19 protein-coding genes are annotated in these 19,143 nt (G+C 69.6%); 9 read left to right on the forward strand and 10 right to left on the reverse strand.

Annotation, left to right across the window (positions count from 1 at the left end; translation table 11 throughout):
- The first annotated feature begins 64 nt into the window (after positions 1 to 64).
- The gene (locus ACOZ4I_RS03155; RefSeq protein ID WP_424002945.1) at positions 65 to 613 is read left to right on the forward strand and encodes a peptidylprolyl isomerase; all 549 of its coding nucleotides are present in this window, start codon (positions 65 to 67) and stop codon (positions 611 to 613) included.
- Positions 614 to 629: 16 nt separating this feature from the next.
- On the opposite strand, the gene ACOZ4I_RS03160 is transcribed toward ACOZ4I_RS03155, so the two are convergent.
- The 4 genes from ACOZ4I_RS03160 to ACOZ4I_RS03175 all read right to left on the reverse strand — a co-directional run bounded on the left by ACOZ4I_RS03160 (position 630) and on the right by ACOZ4I_RS03175 (position 6,257).
- Positions 630 to 2,963 carry an amino acid permease gene (locus ACOZ4I_RS03160; RefSeq protein ID WP_424002947.1) on the reverse strand — a complete coding sequence of 778 codons (2,334 nt, stop codon included), beginning with the start codon at positions 2,961 to 2,963 and terminating at the stop codon, positions 630 to 632.
- A gap of 147 nt (positions 2,964 to 3,110) precedes the next feature.
- Complete coding sequence (locus ACOZ4I_RS03165) at positions 3,111 to 5,342, reverse strand: amino acid permease (protein ID WP_424002949.1); 2,232 nt, start codon at positions 5,340 to 5,342, stop codon at positions 3,111 to 3,113.
- Complete coding sequence (locus ACOZ4I_RS03170; RefSeq protein WP_424002951.1) at positions 5,335 to 5,772, reverse strand: universal stress protein; 438 nt, start codon at positions 5,770 to 5,772, stop codon at positions 5,335 to 5,337. The genes ACOZ4I_RS03165 and ACOZ4I_RS03170 overlap by 8 nt, the downstream gene beginning before the upstream one ends.
- A gap of 146 nt (positions 5,773 to 5,918) precedes the next feature.
- Entirely contained in the window at positions 5,919 to 6,257 is a 339-nt protein-coding gene (locus ACOZ4I_RS03175; protein WP_424002953.1) for a cupin domain-containing protein, read from the reverse strand.
- Positions 6,258 to 6,349: 92 nt separating this feature from the next.
- Between ACOZ4I_RS03175 and ACOZ4I_RS03180 the strand changes: the two genes are divergently transcribed.
- Both ACOZ4I_RS03180 and ACOZ4I_RS03185 read left to right on the forward strand, forming a co-directional pair.
- Positions 6,350 to 6,874, forward strand: a complete 525-nt coding sequence (locus tag ACOZ4I_RS03180; protein ID WP_424002955.1) for a DUF5817 domain-containing protein — start codon at positions 6,350 to 6,352, stop codon at positions 6,872 to 6,874.
- Positions 6,875 to 6,932: 58 nt separating this feature from the next.
- Entirely contained in the window at positions 6,933 to 7,268 is a 336-nt protein-coding gene (locus tag ACOZ4I_RS03185) for a hypothetical protein (protein ID WP_424002957.1), read from the forward strand.
- 19 nt (positions 7,269 to 7,287) lie between these two features.
- On the opposite strand, the gene hmgA is transcribed toward ACOZ4I_RS03185, so the two are convergent.
- Together hmgA and ACOZ4I_RS03195 are read right to left on the reverse strand one after the other, a co-directional pair.
- Positions 7,288 to 8,505, reverse strand: coding sequence for a hydroxymethylglutaryl-CoA reductase (NADPH) (hmgA, locus tag ACOZ4I_RS03190; RefSeq protein ID WP_424002959.1), 1,218 nt, complete (start codon positions 8,503 to 8,505; stop codon positions 7,288 to 7,290).
- A 51-nt stretch (positions 8,506 to 8,556) separates the two neighbouring features.
- Entirely contained in the window at positions 8,557 to 8,976 is a 420-nt protein-coding gene (locus ACOZ4I_RS03195) for a hypothetical protein (RefSeq protein ID WP_424002961.1), read from the reverse strand.
- A 226-nt stretch (positions 8,977 to 9,202) separates the two neighbouring features.
- Between ACOZ4I_RS03195 and nadA the strand changes: the two genes are divergently transcribed.
- The 3 genes from nadA to nadC are packed head-to-tail and all read left to right on the forward strand — an operon-like array spanning position 9,203 to position 12,680.
- Positions 9,203 to 10,324 carry a quinolinate synthase NadA gene (gene nadA / locus ACOZ4I_RS03200; protein ID WP_424004776.1) on the forward strand — a complete coding sequence of 374 codons (1,122 nt, stop codon included), beginning with the start codon at positions 9,203 to 9,205 and terminating at the stop codon, positions 10,322 to 10,324.
- Between the two features lie 2 nt (positions 10,325 to 10,326).
- The gene (locus ACOZ4I_RS03205) at positions 10,327 to 11,859 is read left to right on the forward strand and encodes an L-aspartate oxidase (RefSeq protein ID WP_424002963.1); all 1,533 of its coding nucleotides are present in this window, start codon (positions 10,327 to 10,329) and stop codon (positions 11,857 to 11,859) included.
- Positions 11,859 to 12,680 (forward strand): carboxylating nicotinate-nucleotide diphosphorylase, encoded by an 822-nt coding sequence (gene nadC, locus ACOZ4I_RS03210; RefSeq protein ID WP_424002965.1) that lies wholly within the window; start codon positions 11,859 to 11,861, stop codon positions 12,678 to 12,680. Before ACOZ4I_RS03205 ends, nadC begins: the two co-directional genes overlap by 1 nt.
- Positions 12,681 to 12,710: 30 nt before the next feature.
- Here the strand turns inward: nadC and ACOZ4I_RS03215 are convergent, their stop codons facing one another.
- Positions 12,711 to 13,451 (reverse strand): GNAT family N-acetyltransferase, encoded by a 741-nt coding sequence (locus tag ACOZ4I_RS03215; RefSeq protein WP_424002967.1) that lies wholly within the window; start codon positions 13,449 to 13,451, stop codon positions 12,711 to 12,713.
- Between the two features lie 137 nt (positions 13,452 to 13,588).
- On the opposite strand from ACOZ4I_RS03215, the gene ACOZ4I_RS03220 reads away from it, so the two are divergent.
- Entirely contained in the window at positions 13,589 to 14,302 is a 714-nt protein-coding gene (locus ACOZ4I_RS03220; RefSeq protein ID WP_424002969.1) for an RNA 2'-phosphotransferase, read from the forward strand.
- 21 nt (positions 14,303 to 14,323) lie between these two features.
- On the opposite strand, the gene gpmI is transcribed toward ACOZ4I_RS03220, so the two are convergent.
- A complete protein-coding gene (gene gpmI / locus ACOZ4I_RS03225; RefSeq protein ID WP_424002971.1) occupies positions 14,324 to 15,883 on the reverse strand; it encodes a 2,3-bisphosphoglycerate-independent phosphoglycerate mutase in 1,560 nt (519 codons plus the stop codon).
- A gap of 195 nt (positions 15,884 to 16,078) precedes the next feature.
- Between gpmI and ACOZ4I_RS03230 the strand changes: the two genes are divergently transcribed.
- Positions 16,079 to 16,471 carry a DUF7522 family protein gene (locus ACOZ4I_RS03230; RefSeq protein WP_424002973.1) on the forward strand — a complete coding sequence of 131 codons (393 nt, stop codon included), beginning with the start codon at positions 16,079 to 16,081 and terminating at the stop codon, positions 16,469 to 16,471.
- On the opposite strand, the gene ACOZ4I_RS03235 is transcribed toward ACOZ4I_RS03230, so the two are convergent.
- Positions 16,472 to 17,389, reverse strand: coding sequence for a calcium/sodium antiporter (locus ACOZ4I_RS03235; RefSeq protein WP_424002975.1), 918 nt, complete (start codon positions 17,387 to 17,389; stop codon positions 16,472 to 16,474).
- Between the two features lie 131 nt (positions 17,390 to 17,520).
- Here ACOZ4I_RS03235 and ACOZ4I_RS03240 point away from each other — a divergent pair, with 131 nt between their 5' ends.
- Entirely contained in the window at positions 17,521 to 18,771 is a 1,251-nt protein-coding gene (locus ACOZ4I_RS03240) for a DNA double-strand break repair nuclease NurA (RefSeq protein WP_424002977.1), read from the forward strand.
- A gap of 24 nt (positions 18,772 to 18,795) precedes the next feature.
- On the opposite strand, the gene ACOZ4I_RS03245 is transcribed toward ACOZ4I_RS03240, so the two are convergent.
- Positions 18,796 to 19,131 carry a DUF7113 family protein gene (locus ACOZ4I_RS03245; protein WP_424002979.1) on the reverse strand — a complete coding sequence of 112 codons (336 nt, stop codon included), beginning with the start codon at positions 19,129 to 19,131 and terminating at the stop codon, positions 18,796 to 18,798.
- Positions 19,132 to 19,143: the final 12 nt, after the last annotated feature.

Here is a 19,143-nt window from a genome sequence, read left to right on the forward strand (position 1 = left end):
AGAATCCTCGTCCCTCGGGCGCGTAGTGGGCAGGCTTTTCTGCGGGGCATCCCTCCGGTCGGGTATGAGCGATCTGACCGCGACCCTGCACACGACAGCTGGCGACATCGAGGTCGAACTGTACGACGAGCGCGCGCCGACCACCGTCGAGAACTTCGTCGGCCTGGCCGAGGGGGCCGACGACTACGACGGGACCGAAATCGGGCCGGGGACCGGCGCGTGGGCCGACCCCGAATCGGGCGAGAAGCGCATCGACCCGCTGTACACCGATATCGAGATTCACCGCGTCATCGACGACTTCATGATCCAGATGGGCGATCCGACCGGGACCGGCCGCGGCGGCCCCGGCTACTCCTTCGACGACGAGTTCCACGACGACCTCACCCACGACGGGCCGGGCGTTCTCAGCATGGCCAACAGCGGTCCGAACACCAACGGCTCGCAGTTCTTCATCACGCTCGACGCCCAGCCCCACCTCGACGGCAAGCACGCCGTCTTCGGGAAGGTCGTCGACGGGATGGACGTGGTCGAGGAGATCGGCGGCGTCGACACGGATCCGCGTGACGCGCCGAACGAGGAGATGCTGCTCGAATCCGTCGAAATCAACCGATAAGCGCGTCGGACGCGCGTTAGTTCCAGTCGGGGCTGGATCCCTGTTTCCGGCCCGACCGCGACAGCCGCTTTCTGAGGTACCGCGTGACCGGGAACAGCCGCTCGCTCAGCCGGCCGGAGACGCCGGTCTGGCTGGCGTAGACGAGGACCGGCACGTCCCGGTCGGCGGCGAGCGCGATGACCTCGTCCGGCGTGCTCCCGAACAGGGCCTGCCTGAGCCAGCGGTCACGCGACGCGCCGATGACCAGCACGCCGCCGTTCTCCGCCGCAGTCTCGACGAGGCCGTCGGCGACCGAGCCGGCCCGGACGTTGTGGACCTGCGTCGTCTCGACGCCTTCGAGCGCGTCGAGCGTCGTCCCCGAGGCCTCGTTCGTCCCCTCGTCTTCGGTGCTGACGTTGATGAGGTGGAGTTCGCTCCCCTGCTGGCCGAGCGCGTTCACGAGCGGGAGCACGGCCTGGTGGTGCGGGCCGCCGCCCGCGCCGATGTTGATCACGTCGAGGTCATCCGCGGACGTGGTCTTGTCGGCGAAGAACACGTCGCAGGGCGCTTCGCGCTCGACGGTCTCGGTCACGTCCTGGTGGCGCTCCGGGTAGCCCATGAGAACGAGGTCGGCGTCGTCGTCACGTGCCGTCTGGAGGATGTCGAAGGCCACGTCCCGGCAGGTGTGGCCCTCGATGTGCAACTCGGCGCCGTAGTCGTTCTCGTCCAGTTCCGACCGGATGCGCTCGGTCCGGGCCTTCGCGGTGTCCTGAACGGACTCCCAGGGCGTCTGGTCGGGGATCTGGGTCACGTTGAGGACGTGGACGATGGGGTCCTCGTCGGACACCTTCGCGAGCGCCGCCGCGAGTTCGACGTAGCGAACAGCCCGATCCGGCCGCGCGATGGGGACGAGCACGCGGAAGCCGCCGGCCTCGCCGGCCGCTTCGGCTTCGCTTCCGTCCGCCGCGCCCGACGCAGGAGTCTCCGGGACGACCTCGCGAAGCAGGTCTTCGGTCTCCGGCGCGCCGCCCCAGGCGAGGTACGCGACGACCATCGCGCCCGTCAGCACCAGCCCGGTCACGACTCCCTTCGGCGGGAGATTGTAGATGAGGCCGAGGTTCGCGAGCACGCCGACGACCGGGACGACCGGGACGCCGGGGACGCGAAAGCCCCGCGTGATGTCCGGGAACCGCCGCCGGGAGTAGATGAGCGCGATGTTGACGACGGCCAGCGGTAAGAGGAGGTTCAGCGTCGCGAAGCCGGTCAGGGCGTTCAGCCCCAGATGGAGACCGAGCCCGTCGAGTAGACCGCCCTCGGCGGGGAACAGCGCGATGAAGAACACGATGAGCGCGACGATGGTCGCCGTCGCGGTCGCCACGCTCCAGGACGGCGTCCCGTAGTCGGGGTGGATGCGCGAGAACCGCCGGGGGGCCTGTCCGCGGGTCCCCATCAGCGAGCCGATGCTGCTCGCGGCGAGGATCGACGCGTTCGAGGCCGACACCATCGAGAAGATGGCCCCGGCGACGATGAGGCTCTCGCCGATGCTCCCGAGGAACGAGGCGGCGACGCGACCCATCGCCGTCTCGCCCTCCTGTGCGATGACCTCTGCGGGAATCGGGGAGTTCACCATCGCGACGATGACGAACGCGTACAGGATCGTGACCGTGAGGATGCTCGCGGCGATGGCGCGCGGAACGGTCCGCTTGGGCTTGATGATCTCGCCCGCGCTGGCCGCGATAGCCGAGAAGCCGAAGAAGGTGATGAACGCCAGTGCGGAGATCGCGAGGATGTCGACCGGGCCGCCGCCGAAGTTCCCGGCGAACTTCCCGACGGCCGCCGAGGGTCCTCGGAAGGCGAACGCGCCGCCGATGAACGCGAGCAGGACGGCGACCTTCGCGCCCGTGACGATGAGCTGGAAGCTCCCGCTCTCCTCGGTCCCGCGGGCGTTGAGGACGCCGAGCAGGACAGCGGTCGCCACGCCAGCGGTGCCGTGTGGCAGGAAGTGCAGCGATTCGGGGAGGATGAAGCGGACGACCCACTCGTCCATCGTCGCGAGGTAGAACGCCGTCGTGCCGGTGTAGCCGAGGAACAGCGACATCCCGATGCTGTAGGTCAGCAGGTCCCTGTCCTCGAAGGTCCGCGAACAGAAGAGGTAGCCCCCGCCGTTCTCGGAGTAGACCGACGCGAACTCGGAGTAGGCGGCGGCGGTGACGCCCGCGATGACGGCGGCGATGACGAACGCGATGACGGCGCTCGAACCAATCGCTGCGACGGCGGTACCCGACAGGGAGAAGATCCCGGCGGCGATCATCGTCCCCAGCCCGATCGCGAACGCGATCTTGAAATCTAGCGTTCGGGTGTGCTCGACCATTCGTCTGGGAACTGATTGCCCCAGTCGATACGTAATAGTATCGTTCCAGTGACTTTCCGTGACCTGTCTCTCGTCTGCCGATTTCGGCAGTCTTGAGCGGGATACGGACGGGATCCGGGATGGGAACGGGGGTGCTGTCCCAACGGCTCAGAACAGGCGTTCGAGCAGCCCGCGGTGGCGGTGTTTCTCGCCGAGGACGACCGTACACTCCACGTCGTCGACGATATCGAGGACCAGAGAGCCGCCGACGAGCCGTCGCAGGAGCCCCTCCTCGGTCGCGCCGACGAACAGGAGCGTCGCGTCCTCGGCGGCCGCCTCGATGGCGGTCTCCACGTCGCCGGTCTCGATTCGGAGCGTCGCGTCGCCGAGGTCGTGTTCCGCGGCCCACTCTTCGAGGAACGCTTCGGCGTCGTCGCGCTCGCCCTCGTCGGCGACGTTGAGCAGCGTCACCTCGGAGCCGTACTCGGCCTGCAACAGCTTCGCGATCGAGGCCGTGAGATCAGAGTCCGGACCGCCGGCGGTCGGCAGGAGGATCCGCGAGGGGTCGAACCCGCGGTCGCGCATGACGAGGAAGTCACACGGCACCGCTTCGGTCAGTTCGTCCATCGCCGACTCGGCGCGGCCGGGCGAGCCGTGCGAGTCAGGCCCCCAGCCCATCACGACGAGGTCTGCGTCGTGGGACTTGGCCGCGTCGAAGATGGCCTCGAAGGACTTGTGGGAGATGATGGTCCGGGTCTCGACGTCGACGCCGAACGTCTTCGCGTCCTCCTGTGCGCTCGCCAGCAGGCGCTCGGAGGTCTCGTCGATCTCGTCGGCGCGCTCGGCCGCGCCGGCGAGCGCGGTCTGGTCGGGGACAGAGACGATGTGGGTCGCGACGACCGTTCCGCCTCGCTGCTTCGCGACCGCGCTGGCCAGCGTGATGAGGTCCGTCTCGTGTTCGGGGTTCGCGAGCGGCACCATCACGCGGTAGTTCCCGCCGTCGGGCTGGACCCCGGTCGCGGCGTTGACCGCCGCGGAAGGCATCTCGTCGGACCGCGAGAGGATGAACTGCGAGAGGATCCCCTCTTTCGTGGCCCGCGAGCGGGCGTACCCGAAGTACCAGAGGACCGCGCCGGCGACGAGCGCGGCGCTCAGCCCGATCACGAACGGGGAGATGAAAATTATCAGGCCGAGCGAGGTCAGCGTGCCGAGGATCGGCACGACGGGGTACAGCGGGACCGAGTAGTCGGGGTCGTACTCCTCGGCGTCGGCCTCGCGCATCACGATCAGCGCGACGTTGAGGAGTGCGTAGATGATGAGGTGCAGGACGCTCCCCATCGAGGCGAGCGTCTCGACGGTCCCCGCCGCGATGAACAGCAGGATGAGCCCGCCGGTGATGGCGATGGAGCGGTATGGGGTGGCGAATCGGGGGTGGATCTCGTTGAGCGACTCGCTGACGATGCCGTCCCGGCCCATCGCGAAGTTGATTCGCGAGGACGCCAGGATCGAGGCGTTCGCCGAGGACGCCGTCGCCAGCAGCCCGCCGAACAGCATCGCGATGGCCCCGATCGGGCCCAGCAGGAGGCGCGCCACCTCGACGACTGCGATCTGTTCGGTCGGGAGTCTGTTGATGAAGCCCGGTTCGACGGCGGCCGCCATCGTCAGCAGGACGAGCGCGTAGATGACTGTCACCAGCAGGACGCTCCCGATGACCGCCCGGGGGAGGTTGACGCCGGGGTCCTGTATCTCCTCGGCGACGCTCGTGATCTGGACGAAGCCGAGGTAGGAGACGAAGATGATGCCGGTGACGGTCATCGTGTCGGTGAAGCCGGCCGTCGGCGGGAGGTTCGAGGGGTCCGCGCGAAGACCGCCGTACACCGTGAACACGGCCAGGATCGCGACGAGGATGACGACGATGACGTTCTGGAGCCGGCCGGTCTCCTTCGCGCCGATGTAGTTGACCGCGATGAACAGGGCTGCCCCGCCGAGCGCGATGAGCTTCACCGGGTCGAGCGCGATCGGGCCGACGCCGATGGCAGTCTCGATGCCGAAGATCTGCTGGATGTACTGGCCGAACCCGACCATGTAGAACGCGGAGGCGAAGGCCAGTCCGAGCCAGTTCGCCCAGCCAGCGATGGAGCCGAACAGGGGCCCCATCGCGTGGTTGACGTAGTAGTAGGCCCCGCCCGACTTGGGCATGGCCGTCCCGAGTTCGCTGGCCGAGAACGCCGTCAGGAGCGCGATCGCCCCGCCGAGGGTGAACGCCACGATGGCGAACGACCCGGCCTGGCTGATGGCCGTCCGGGGCAGGACGAAGATGCCGGCCCCGATCATCGTCCCGACGCCGATGGTCAGCGCCGCGAGCGGCCCGATGTCTTTCGCGAGTTCGCCGTCACTCATCGGTGTCCGGTGGGTCCGTGTCTGTCTCGTCGTCGGGCAGTACCACGACGGGGCGGTCCGTATCGGTCACGAGGTGCAGCGCCACGTCGCCGGTGATGAGTTGCACGAACCGGTTCCCGCCGCGCGGTGTGACGACGATGGCCGAACTGTTTCGCTCGGCGGCGGCGTCGAAGATCGTCTCGGCCACGTCGGAGCCGTATAGCACGTCGGTCTCCACGTCGCCCAGCACGGCACGGGCCGCGTCGAACATCTCCTCGGCCGCCTCCTCGCGCTGTTCGACGCCCGCTTTGTCGGGCGCGCCGTCGGCCTTCTCGACGACGTGGACCACGGTCACCGTCCCGTAGTCGTGGCCGGTGAGGGCTCGCGCGGAGGTGCGCGCGTCTTCCTCGCTCGCGACCGGGAGCAGGACGTTCTCCAGGAGGTCACTCATCGTCTCCCTCCGTGGCGACGAGACCAGTCGGCGTCGGTCGTGATAGCAGCGAGGCTGTCCGCAGCATATCAGGTACCCAGTTCTGCATACGTATTAACTCCCGCCATCGTCGCCGGAGTCAGCCGCCGGCCGGCGGCCCGGCCGACTCAGTCCTTCCAGTCGGGGTTGGCCCGGGGTGGACTGAACACGTCGATGCCGCTGACCGGCTCATCGCCGTCGTTTCGGGCCTCGTGGGGCTCGCCGCCCGGGATGACGTAGGAGTCGCCGGGCCCGATGACGTACTCCTCGCCGTCGACGTGGAAGGTGAACGTCCCCCTCGCGACGTACCCCACCTGCTCGTGGTGGTGGCTGTGCTCGGGAACTGCGGCCCCGGGCTCGATGTGGAACTGCTGGACGCTCATGCGCTCGCCGACGGCCAGCTGTGTCAGGTGGACTCCCTCGACCGCTTCGACGGTCTCGCAGGCCGCCTGTGGGACTTCTTCCATGCCCGGTCCTGTCTCGGCCGCCGCACCTAAGCCTTCGTCCCCCGGCATCGGTCGTCGGTGGATTCACTACGCACGGGCCCCGAGCGGTGAGCATGTACGCGGTGGTCGGCTGTAGCGAGTGCAGCGCGCTGTGGGTCACGGAGGGGCGGCCCGAGACGACCCAGTGCCCGCGCTGTGGGACGCGTCGGAAGCACGCGAAGCGCCGGAAGTTCGTCGAGACGGACGACGAGGCTCACGCTCGCGAGGTCAGGGCGTCGATGCTCGCGAACCGGCAGGGCCAGGGCGACGCCTTCGCCGAACTGGACTCCTACGCGGAGATGGAGGGGCAACTGGACGACGCGGGGGTCGACGACGAGACGTACCTCGAAGCCTCGGGACTCGACGCCGACGCCGTGGCCGCGGCCGGCGACCGCGCCGAACGGGGAACCGCCGGCGGGTCGAGCCGGAAGGAGACGGTGCTGGCGGCGGTGCGCGACCTCGACGAACCGACCGAGGACGCCGTCGTCGCCTACGCCGAGGAGCGCGGCGTCCCGGCGTCGTACACCGAGCGCGCCCTGACGAAACTCGTCCGGGCCGGCGAACTCTCCGAGAGCCGGGGCCGCTACCGACGGCTATGACCGCCTCCGTCGCCGGACCCGGGACAGATTTATTCGCTCGGGGAGCAACTGTCCGCCGATGACACAGGGTTCGCGGCTCCGGACGCTCGACACCGCCCTCCTCGGCGTCGTCGTCGTCCTCTTCCTCTTCGGACCGTTCGAGGTGGCCGGCGTTCCTGTCCTCCCGTTCGCGGCCTTCGCGCTCTCGGGGACCAACGCGGCGCTCGCGACTCACCGGCCGGACCCGCGGTACTGGTGGCGACACGTCGGCTTCGCCGGCGTCTGGGGGCTGTTCGGACTGGTGGTCCTGCTGAACCTCGACAGGCGGCTGTACGCGGTGGCCGCCGTCTACGGGCTGGCGTGCTTCGCGATGTCGATTCGCGCGGCCCGGTCGAACGAGACCGACGCGGCGTAATCGGCGTCGCGTTCCGCCCTCACCGACCGAGTTCGGCGTGCGCGGAGGAGAGGTGCCGCGAAGACAGGGCCGCGAGCAGGGAGAGTTCGCCGGCCAGCGCCGCGGCGGCGATGACCTCCGCGAGCGCGTCGGCGTTGCTTCCCGCGGGGTCGCCGCCGCCGGCGTACCCCAGCACGTCGAGGGCCTCGGCCTGCGTGGGGAGCTTCGTCCCGCCGCCGACGGTCCCGACTTCGAGCGAGGCGATCGTGACCGAGGCGTAGAGGCCGTCCTCGCGCGCGTCGACGGTGGTGATGGCGTTGCTCCCCTCGACGACCTGCGCGATGTCCTGGCCGAGCGCGAGGAAGGCCGCGGCGACGATATTGGCGGCGTGAGCGTTGAACCCGAGCGCGCCGGCCTTCGCGGAGCCGACGAGGTTCTTGCGGGTGTTGGCCTCGACGATGGCCTCGGTTGTCGTGTCGAGTCGCTCCTCGACCTGCTCGTGGGGGACGAGCACGTCGGCGGCGACGGTGCGGCCCCGGCCCTCGACGGCGTTGATGGCGGCGGGCTTCTTGTCCGAGCAGAGGTTGCCCGACAGCGCGACGAGGTCGGCGGCCGTCTCGGCCTCGACGACCTCGCAGGCGGCCTCCGTGGCGATGGTGGCCATGTTCATCCCCATCGCGTCCTTGGTGTCGTAGGAGAACCGGAGGAAGACGCTGTCGCCGACGACGTACGGCGTCACGTCCTGTAGCTCGCCGTGGCTCGTCGTCGACTCGGCGGCGTCGGCGAGGTCGTCGACGTGTTCGCGCACCCACGCCGACACCTCGCCGGCGGCGGCCACGTCGTCGACCTTGAACACCGGCGCGCGGGTCATCCCCGACTTGAGGACGCGAGCGGTCGCCCCGCCGGCGTTCCGAATCGTGGAGACGCCGCGGTTGACCGAGGCCAGTAGCGCGCCCTCGGTGGTCGCGAGCGGGAGGTGGTGGTCGCCCGAGGCGGCCCCGCCGTCGACGGGCAGGGGGCCGACCACGCCCATCGGGACCTGCGCCGCACCGATCATGTTCTCGATGTTGCTCTCGGCGTCGGCGGCGTCGAAGGCGTAGTCGCCGACCGCCGAGAGGTCGGTCCCGGTCTCCTCGGCGAGCAGGTGTCTCCGGGCCGCCGCGGCGGTGTCGGCGTCGGCGTGGTCCTCCAGTTCGTAGAGCCGCAGGTCGCCCTCGCGGACCCGCTGTGCGAGGTCGGCGGCGTCAGCGTCGGTCATACAGGGCCGGTAGCGGGCCGCCCCCCTAACAGTTGCTCTTGCGGGCCGGTCTCAGTCGTCGGCTATCGGCGCCCCGGTCGGGCCGCTCTCCGTCTCGCCGCCCTCCCCCGTGACGGTCACGTAGAACATGATGAGCATGGACGCGATGAGACAACCGCCCCAGAGGAACCCGGTCGGCATGAGGAGCGCCAGCCCTGCGCCCTCGCCCAGCCAGACGATGCCGGGGATCCCCCACTGGCCAGCGACGTACAGCCCCGTGACGGCCCTCCGGAGAGTGCCCGTCACGCCCAGCGCCGGGACGGCGAAGCCCATCACGATGGCCAGAATCGACAGGACGCCCAGGTGCGCGTGGCCGCCGATCATCCACCCCGGGACCGAACTCCCGCCCGACAGCAGGACGAACTGGTACATGCCCACGGTCATCATCACCGCCAGTCCGAGGAAGCCGGAGGCTTTGAGTGTGCGTGTCATACACAAACAAATATAGGTTATACAACAATAACGTTTGCTCCCGGTCATCGTTCCGCCCGTCGAGACATTCTGACCAGATATTGCCCAGTGTTAACCTATGCCGTGTCTGAACAACGACTCCGATACAGACTCTGATGTTCCCCACGCGGCATCATTGAAGATAAAATCTTTTCAATACCGTAGTCCGAACGCTAGTACACTCACAGGTGGATACATCGTGCCAGAAATGGAAACGGCGGCGTTCGAAACTGACCTGAGTCTCTTCAAGTACGACAACCTCGAACAGTTACCCCCTGAATACCGGGAACTGGAGGAAAACGAGCGAACGGAGCGCATCGAGTCGGCGCTCGACGAACTCGGCGACGACGTGGTCATCCTCGGCCACAACTACCAGCGCCGGGAGATCGTCGAGCACGCCGACTTCATCGGCGACTCCTACCAGCTCTCGAAGGAGGCCGCCGACTCCGACGCCGAGTACGTCATCTTCGGCGGCGTGACGTTCATGGCCGAGTCCGCCGACATCATCACCGACGACGACCAGAAGGTCATCCTCCCGTCGATGGAGGCGTCCTGCCCGATGGCCGGCATGGCCGAGGCGCTCCAGGTCGACGCGGCGTGGGCGGAACTCACCGCCGCGACGGACGATGAGATCATCCCGATCACCTACATGAACAGCTACGCCGACCTGAAGGCCTTCTGCGCCGAGCAGGGCGGCCTCGTCTGCACTTCCTCGAACGCGCACAAGGCGTTCGAGTACGCCTTCGAGCAGGGCGACAAGGTCCTGTTCCTGCCCGACAAGCACCTCGGCGAGAACACGGCCCACCGCCTCGGCATGGCCGACGAGACCGTCGAGTGGGACCCCTGGGACGCCGAGGGGACCGACGCCGCGGCCGCCGTCGAGAACGACGTCATCCTCTGGGAGGGCTACTGCCAGGTCCACGAGCGGTTCCGGACCGACCACATCGAGCAGATCCGCGCCGACAACCCCGAGGCCAACGTCATCGTCCATCCCGAGTGTCGCCGCGAGGTCGTCGAGGCCGCTGACAGGGCCGGCTCGACCGCCGACATCTGCCAGACCGTCGCGGACGCCGAGCCCGGCGACACGTGGGCCATCGGCACCGAGATCCACCTCACGCACCACCTCCAGCGGTGGCACCCCGAGGTGAACGTCCTGCCGCTGTGTGGTGACGCCTGCATGGACTGCAACGCCATGCGCCAGATCGACCCGAACTACCTCGCGTGGGTCCTCGAAGAACTCGTCGCGGGCCGCGAGCGCAACGTCATCGAGGTCGCGCCCGAGGAGAAGGACCTCGCACGGGTCGCCCTCGACCGGATGCTGGAGATCTGACCATGACGGACGACGCTCTCACGACGGACGTGCTGGTCGTCGGCTCCGGCATCGCCGGGCTGGCGGCCGCGCTGGCCGCCGCGCGCGCCGGCGACGAGGTGACGCTCGCCACGAAGGCCACGCGGCCCGAAGGGGCCTCCTCGTGGTGGGCCCAGGGCGGAATCGCCGTCTCCCGCGACGACCCCGAGCAGTTCAAGCGCGACATCGTCGCCGCCTCCGACGGGACCGCCGACCGCGACGCCGTCGACGTGCTCGTCGAGAATGCCAACGAGGCCGTCGAGGACGTGCTGTTCGACACGCTCGACGTCGAATTCGACGAGAACGGGACCGGGCTGGATTACACCCGCGAGGCGGCCCACAGCGAGGACCGCATCCTCCACGTCGACGCCTCGACGGGCAAACACGTCCACGTCCCGTTCCTGAACTACCTCGACGACCGCGAGGACGTGGACATTCGGGACGACACCGCCGCCCTCGAACTGATCCGCCACGAGGGCCGCGTCCACGGCGCGATGCTCGAATCCGCCGGGGCCGTCGAGCCGTGTTTCGCCGGCAGCGTCGTGCTGGCGACGGGCGGCATCGGCGACCTCTACCCGCGGACGACGAATCCGGCCGACACGACCGGCGACGGCGTCGCGATGGCCGCGCTGGCCGGGGCCGAAGTCGAGGACATGGAGTACGTGCAGTTCCACCCGACAGCGTGCGTACTGGCGGATGACGACGCCGGCAGTGCCGACGTGGCGTTCCTCGTCAGCGAGGCCGTCCGCGGCGAGGGCGGCCTGCTCCGCAACGGCGACGGCGAACGGTTCATGCCCGACTACCACGCGGACGCTGAACTCGCGCCCCGCGACGTGGTCGCCCGCGCCGTCAAAGCCGAGCGGGAGGCCACCGGCGCGGTCACGCTGGACGTCTCGCCCCTCGATTTCGCCGACGAGTTCCCCGACCTCGCACAGCGTTGCGAGGAACACGGCGTCGACTGGAGCGAGGGTATCCCGGTCGCCCCCGCCGAGCACTTCCTCTGTGGCGGCGTCAGCGTCGACAACCGCGGGCGGACGACGCTCGACCGACTCTACGCCGTCGGCGAGTGCGCGCGCACGGGCGTCCACGGCGCGAACCGCCTCGCCAGCACGTCCCTGCTGGAGGGACTCGTCTGGGGACTGCGCGCCGGCGAAGACGCCGCCGGAAACGAACCCGACCCGATCGAAGCGCCGGACCTGCTGGAGCGCGACCCTGACCTGCCGGACCGCTTCGCCAGCGACAAGTTCCACCGGCTTACCCGCGTGATGGACGAGTACGTCGGCGTCGAGCGCGACCCCGACGACCTCCAGCGCGCGATGGCCGTCCTCCGCCGGCTCAAGGGCGAGGTCGACGCCTACGTGCGCACGCGGACCAGCCGGTCGCTGTACGAACTCCGGAACGCGAGCGTGACCGCCCTGCTGGTGGCGCGCCACGCCGCAGAGAACGAGGAGAGCGTCGGCACGCACAACCTCGTCACCGGCGGGCGCGACGAGCGCCGGGAGCAGACGGCGGACTGATGCTCACCGACGCCGACGTCGAGCGGTGGCTCCGCGAGGACGTGGGCCACCACGACGTGACAAACGACGTGCCCGGCGAGACGACGGGGCGGCTGGTCGCGAAGGAGTCCGGCGTCGTCGCCGGTCTCGACGCGGCCACGGCCGTCTTCGAGTACCTCGACTGCGCCGTCGAGACGCCGGTCGACGCCGGGGACCGTATCGACGCCGGCGACGTGGTGCTCCGCGTCGCGGGGCCGGCCAGGGCCGTCCTCCGGGGCGAGCGGGTCGCCGTGAACGTCACTGGCCACGCCTCGGGGGTCGCCACGAAAACCCGCGCCGCCGTCGACGCGGCGGAATCGGCCGATGTGGAGTCGGCTCCTCGCATCGCCGGCACGCGAAAGACCACGCCCGGCCTGCGCGGCGTCGAGAAGCGCGCGGTGGCCGCCGGCGGCGGCGACACCCACCGCCTCGACCTCTCGCACATGGTGATGGTCAAGGACAACCACGTCGCGGAGATGGGGCTGGTCAGTGCGGTGGAGCACTTCCGCGAGCGCGCCTCGTTCGCGACGAAACTCGACGTGGAGGTCGAGGCCCCGGAAGACGCGCCGCGGGCCGCCGCGGCCGGGGCTGACATCGTCCTGCTCGACAACATGACGCCAGCCGAGACCGAACGAGCAGTCGACCTCGTGGCCGCCGCCGACGCCGACGCGCTCACCGAGGCCAGCGGCGGCATCACCGTCGCGGACGTGCCGGCCTACGCCGCGACTGGCGTCGACGTCGTCTCGATGGGGTCGCTGACCCACTCTGCCCCCACGCTCGACTTCTCGTTTCGGACCGGCTGAGACGGACCGTTCCCGGTTCTCGGCCCGCCGTCACTCGCCGTCGAACCGCCGCGCCAGCATCACCTCGTCGACCAGTTCTCCCCGTATTTCGTAGTGGTCAGCGCGGACGGCCTCGACTGTCCAGCCGGCGTCCCGCAGGAAGTCGACGGCGCGCTCGTTCGTCGCCGGCAGGCTGTTGTACACCTTCCGACACCCGCGGCTCGCGGCCCACTCAACCCCGCGGGCGAGGAGGTGACTCCCGATGCCGTGGCGGCGGTAGGTCGCCATCACGCCGAGGGTGAGCTCCGCGGTCGACGCGAGTTCGTCGACCTCGGACATGGCGACGTGGACCCAGCCGACCACGTCGTCGTCGACCGTCGCGACGAACACCACGCGACAGCGGGTCGGACACCAGCGCACCAGCGTGTCCTCGTAGGCCAACTGCTCGCCGACGCCCCCGGCGACGACGCACGGTTCCTCGCTCGTGACCGCCCGAATCGTCCCGACGACGCCCGAGAGGTCAGCCGGTCGGGACGGCCGGATCTCGTAGCGGACGCCCGCCTCGTAGTGCTCGACCGCCTCCCCGTGGTGGAGCGCGACCGTGAGCTTCCCGTCGGCCGTGGTCTCGACGAGGTCGTCGCGCTTGAGTATCGAAATCTGGTGCTGGAATCGCTCCGGGTCGATACCGAGGGTTTCGGCCACGTCGGCCGGCGCGACCGGGCCGTTCCGCTCGACGAAACGGTACACGTCGGCGCGGTCGTCGTCGAGGTCGAGGTCTGTGGGCGACGCCATCCCTACGGACCAGTGATAGCCGTACCCACTTGAAAACACTCGGCGAGCAGACATGAACTCTCAGGCCGGCTCCGTCGCGGGCCCGGTTCCGCGAGCCACGCGTGACGCTTTAGGTCCGCCGCGACGGAGCACCGGCGATGCCAGACGCGATCCGCCGCTGTCCGGACCACGGCTTCTTCGCGGGCGCGGCCTGTCCGACCTGTGGGGCGTCGGGCGCGCACGTCCTCGACGGCGAGCGCCGGCGACGGCTCTCGAAGTTCGTCTCCGGCGCGCTCCGGCACTTCCCCGACGACGCGGGCGTCGATCTCGATTCGGCGGGCTGGACACCCTTCACGGCGCTGGTCGAGGCCGTCGAGCGACAGAACGACTGGGCCGACGCCGAGGCGCTGGCCGGCGTCGTCGCCACCGATCCGAAGGGGCGTTTCGAGCGGACCGGCGGGGAGACGACGGATCGGAGTGCAGAGCGGGCGAACCGGAACGGAGAGGCGGACCCGGGTGCGGCGACGGCAGACGACCGGATCCGCGCCGCCTACGGCCACTCCGTCGACGTGTCCCTGGGCGCGACTGACGCGCCCGTTCCCGACATGCTGTACCACGGCACCGCGCCGCGCAACGTCGCGTCGATACGCGACGACGGCCTCGAACCGATGTCTCGACAGAAGGTCCACCTCTCCGGGTCGGTCGCCGAGGCCGAGGCGGTCGGCCGCCGCCACGCCGACGACCCGGTGGTGTTCGCCGTCAACGCCGCGGCGATGGGCGCGGACGGCCGCCGCGTCGTCAAGCGCGGGGCCGGCACCTACACCACCGACCGCGTGCCGCCGCGCTATCTCGACCTGCTCGACGACGCGTGAGGTCGCCGTCGCCGTCCGACCTTACTCCAGGAGCGGCGTGCCGGTCATCGCCGCCGGTCGGTCGACGTCCATGAGCGCCAGCGCCGTCGGCGCGAGGTCGGCGAGCGTCCCGCCGTCGCGGGCCGTGCGGCCGGCCGCCGTGCCGTCGGGTGAGAGGTAGACGAACGGCACGGGATTGGTCGTGTGGGCGGTGTGGGGGTCGTCTTCGGTCCCCATGTCGTCGGCGTTGCCGTGGTCGGCGCAGAGCAGCACGTGCCCGCCGGCAGTCTGAATCGCCTCGACGAGGCGACCGAGTTGCTCGTCGACGGCCTCGACGGCGGTCACGGCCGCGTCGAAGTCGCCGGTGTGGCCCACCATGTCCGGGTTCGCGTAGTTCAGCACCAGCGCGTCGGGGTCCTCGTCCTCGATGAACGCGACCGCGGTGTCGGTCAACTCCGGCGCGCTCATCTCGGGCTGGAGATCGTAGGTCGCCACGTCGGGGCTGTCGACGATCTCGCGGCTCTCGCCCTCGAATGCGACTTCGCGACCGCCGTTGAGGAAGTACGTCACGTGGGGGTACTTCTCCGTCTCGGCCATCCGGAGCTGGGTGCGGCCGGCGTCCGAGAGGACTTCGCCCAGCACGTCCTCGGGCTGGTTCGGCGGGAACGCGACCGGCAGGTCGAACGTCTCGTCGTACTCCGTCATCGTCACGAGACGGGTCTCCGGCGGTTCGGTGTCGGCTCCCCAGTCCTCCGACCGGATGTCGCCGAGCATCCGGGTGAGTTGTCGGGCGCGGTCCGAGCGGAAGTTGAAGAAAATGACCGCGTCCCCGTCCGCGAGGCCGTCGTGGTCGCCGACGGTGGTCGGTTCGACGAACTCGTCGGTGGTGTCGCGGGCGTACGACTCCGTGACGGCCGCGACGGGGTCGTCGGCGTGGTGGTCGCCCTCGCGGTGAACGATGGCGTCGTAGGCCCGGCGCGTCCGCTCCCAGTTCTGGTCGCGGTCCATCGCGTAGTACCGGCCGCAGACGGTGGCGACGTGGCCCGTGCCGTGTTCCTCGGCGTGTGCTTCGAGGTCGGCGAGGTAGTCCTCGCCGCCGGTCGGCGAGGTGTCCCGGCCGTCGGTGAAAGCATGCGAGACGGCGTCTGTGCCGCGTTCGCCGGCGAGTTCGATGAGCGCGTGGAGGTGGTCCTGGTAGGAGTGGACGCCGCCGTCGGAGACCAGCCCCATGAAGTGGACCCGGCCGCCGTGGTCCTCGGCGTACTCGAAGACCGACAGGACCGTCTCGTTCTCGAAGAAGGGCGGGTCCCGTGCGTCGTCGTCCGGCGGCGACTCGCCACGCGAGCGGGCGATGCTGTCGCTGACGCGTGCTGAGTCCTGCTTGACGACGCGGCCGGCCCCGATGTTGAGGTGGCCGACCTCGGAGTTGCCCATCTGGCCCTCCGGGAGGCCGACCCGGCGGCCGTGGGTCTCCAGCGTCGAGTGCGCGCCCGCGTCCCAGTACCGGTCGAAGTTCGGCGTGTCGGCGGCGGCGACCGCGTCCCGGACGCCCTCGTCCGGGTTCAGTCCCCAGCCGTCGAGAATGATGAGCCCGACTTCCATGTCCGACGAGTGACGCGAGCGGCCTAATACACTGTCGGTCAGGCGTGAACGCCACGGTCGATGATGGGGGTCCCGCCGGCGACGCCAGCGGGTCGGTCGCGGCGGAGGCGAGTGGGGATGGGCCCGTCGCGGGCGTCGCGTCTGGGGGTTCGCCGGAACCGTGTTGTTAAGAGGCTGGCCCGTCTCCTTTCCGGTATGACTCGGAACATTCTCTCGGACGATCTGGCCGACGCAATCGTCACGACAGCCCGGACGGCGACGGGCGACTCGCTCCGGTCAGTGACCTATTTCACACGTGCGAACTTCGAACAGCTCTACCTGCGGGACGACCTCGAACAGGACGCGGACCTCAACGACTTCGTCGGTCACGAGTGGCAGGGGTACAAGCAGACCAAGAACGCCTACCAGGACTCCGAACTGGGCGACTACCGCTTTACCGTCCGCGCGTTCTCCAACGGCTACCTGCTGCGCGCCACGACCGAGCGCCAGGGCGTGCTCATCACCACGGACGGCCTGACGATGCAGTCCTACGAGGAGATCGCCGAGGCCATCGAGCGCATCCTCCGCGAGGAGTCCGGCAAGGAGTGATCACGCCAGATTTAGCAGCCAGTTCGCGGCGTTGAGCGCGACCAGCAGCGCGCCCTCGACGCGCGAGACGACGGTCTCGGTGTGGGCAATCACGGCGACGAGCACGACCGTCCCGAGGAGCCACGTGGTCCCTTCGACTCCGCTCGGACCGACCGGGAGCGGGCGGACGACGGCGGCCAGTCCCAGCACGCCGAGGACGTTGAAGATACAGCTTCCGAGGAGATTCCCCGTCGAGATTCCGGTCCGGCCCCGTCTGGCCGCCGCGAGGGAGGTGGCGAACTCGGGAAGCGAGGTCCCGGCGGCGACGACGGTGAGTCCGATGACCCACTCGGAGACGCCGACGCTCCCGGCGATATCGACCGCGGAGGCGACCAGCAGGTGGCCGGCGCCGATTACGACCGCCAGCCCGCCGACGAGCCGCCCGACGTCCGGCCAGTGAAACGACCCGGCGCCGTCCGCCGTCGACCCGCCGTTGCCGGCGCGGACGAGGTAGGCGAGGTAGGCGAGCAGCGAGGCGAACATGACCGCTCCCTCGACCCGGCCCAGGCGGCCGTCGGCCGCGAACCCGAGCAGGAGCGCCGTCGACCCGACGAGCAGTGTCGCGTCCCGGCGCACGAGCGTCCGCGTTGTCGCGAGCGCCTGGACGAGCGCGACGCCGCCGAGGATGAACCCGAGATTGAGGACGTTCGAGCCGACGACGTTGGCGACGGAGACGTCCGCGCGGCCGACGAGGGCGGCGTCGACGGTGACCACGAACTCCGGGGCCGACGTGCCGAAGGCGACGACGGTGAGACCGACCACCAGCCCCGGCACGCCGAGTCGGCGCGCCGTGCGCGCGGCCCCGGCCACGAACTGGTCGGCCCCGACCCACAGGCCGACGACGGCGACGCCGACCAGCAGCGCGTCAAACAGGACCATCGCAGTCTCGGTCGGACTCCCGTTCGCGCTTCGGCGCCGATGCACTCGACATGGGAACGGCTTGCGCCGGCACGTCCCTAACCGTTGTGCCGCCCCACCAGAGTTATGCTCGTCCCGGCGAACCCACGGGCATGACACTGGACCCGGTCCACGTCGACGGCATCGCGCAGTTAGCCGGGCAGGTGCGCCAGACCGTCGAGACGAGCGACCAGGACGCGGCCGCCGAGCGGGCGTGGGCGGACTTCCTCGACCCGCTGTGGCACGACGGCGTGAAAGTGCTGGAGCCGATGGGCGAGCAGCGCCGCCGGAAAGTCGCCATCGAGGACGTGGCGCTGACCGACCCGCCGTTCCCGAGCCAGCACGGGCTGGATTCGGGGACGATCAATCCCACGACGTTCAAGAACGGGCTCGTCATCGACGTGGCGCAGGCGGCGATGAGCGCCGTCCCCTCCGACGTGGAACTCCACCGCGGCCGGACGATCATCATGGCGGTTCACTCGAACGACGCGACGCTGGGGTTCGACGGCGACTGGCAGGGCGGCGACCGCGGCTACGCGAAGCGGCGCGTCCTCGACGTGCCCCAGGTCGACCGCTACGAGCAGCGGGTCGTCCACGCGCTGGCGCTGTACCTGGCCGAGAGCCAGCACGCGCTCACGAACGCCGACGTGGTCGACGACCTGTTCGTCCTCGACGGGCCCATCTATCCGACCGGCGTCCTGCGCTGGGCCGACCGCGACACCGAACTCGCCGACCTGCTCGCCGAGGACGACCGACCGAAGACGGTCGTCGGCAACTACGTCGAACTCATCGAGCGGTTCGTCGAGCGTGACGTGCCGCTGGTCGGGTTCGTCAAGAACTCCTCGACGAAGGCGGTCACGCGGACGCTACGACGGAAGACGAACGCGCCGTGGGTCACCGATTCGGCCTTCTTCCGTCGGATCCTGGAGCGCAGCGACGACGACGGCGACCGGCAGACAGACTGCCTGACCGCGACGAACTGGTTCCGGTCGCGGGCCGGCACCGACGGCATCATGTCGGCAGAGGGGTCCGCGCTCGGAATCGAGCGCTCGCTCGATCCCGAGGCCTACGAAGTGACCTTCTTCGTCTGTTACGACCCGCGGACGGACCTCGTCTTCCGCGTCGAAGCGCCGTACGCGTTCACGAAGGACCCCGACCGGCGGGCGAAGCTCACGCGACAGATTCTCCACGACGTGGCCGCAGAGCAGGGACCGCCGCTGGCCGTCGCGAAGGCCGACGAACTGGCGAAGATCGACCGCCAGGGCAGCGAGGAACTCACCCGCCGCATCGAGCGGGAGTTCGACACCGACCGCGACCGGGAGTTCAACGACATCCGCTGGGGCGCGGTCGAGGAGACGTTCTGAGGCCGTTTCCGTATCGCGCTCGATTTAGGCCTCCTCGGCCCGCTGGACGGACACGGTGACCGAGTCGCCGGCGACGCCGACGCGGGCGAACTGCGTCCGGATGTGTTCTTTGGCCGCGTCGATGGCCGCGTCCCGCGTCTCGAAACCCCGCGGCATGGGCGACTCGAAGGCGATACGCAGTTCGCGGTCGCCGATCGCCTGGACCTGCCCGCCGCTCTCGACCTCGTAGAAGGCGTCGCAGACCCAGACGTACGGCGTTCCCTCGTCCGGCGCGCCGCTGAATTCGGGCGGTTCTTCGCCCGGCTCGTACAGGGTCCCGGTCAGCGCCGTCCCACCGGCCGTCCCCCGGATAAGCAACATATCGGACAATAC

This window comes from Haloarcula salina, from assembly GCF_049603855.1.
GTDB classification, from domain to species: Archaea; Halobacteriota; Halobacteria; order Halobacteriales; family Haloarculaceae; genus Haloarcula; species Haloarcula salina_A.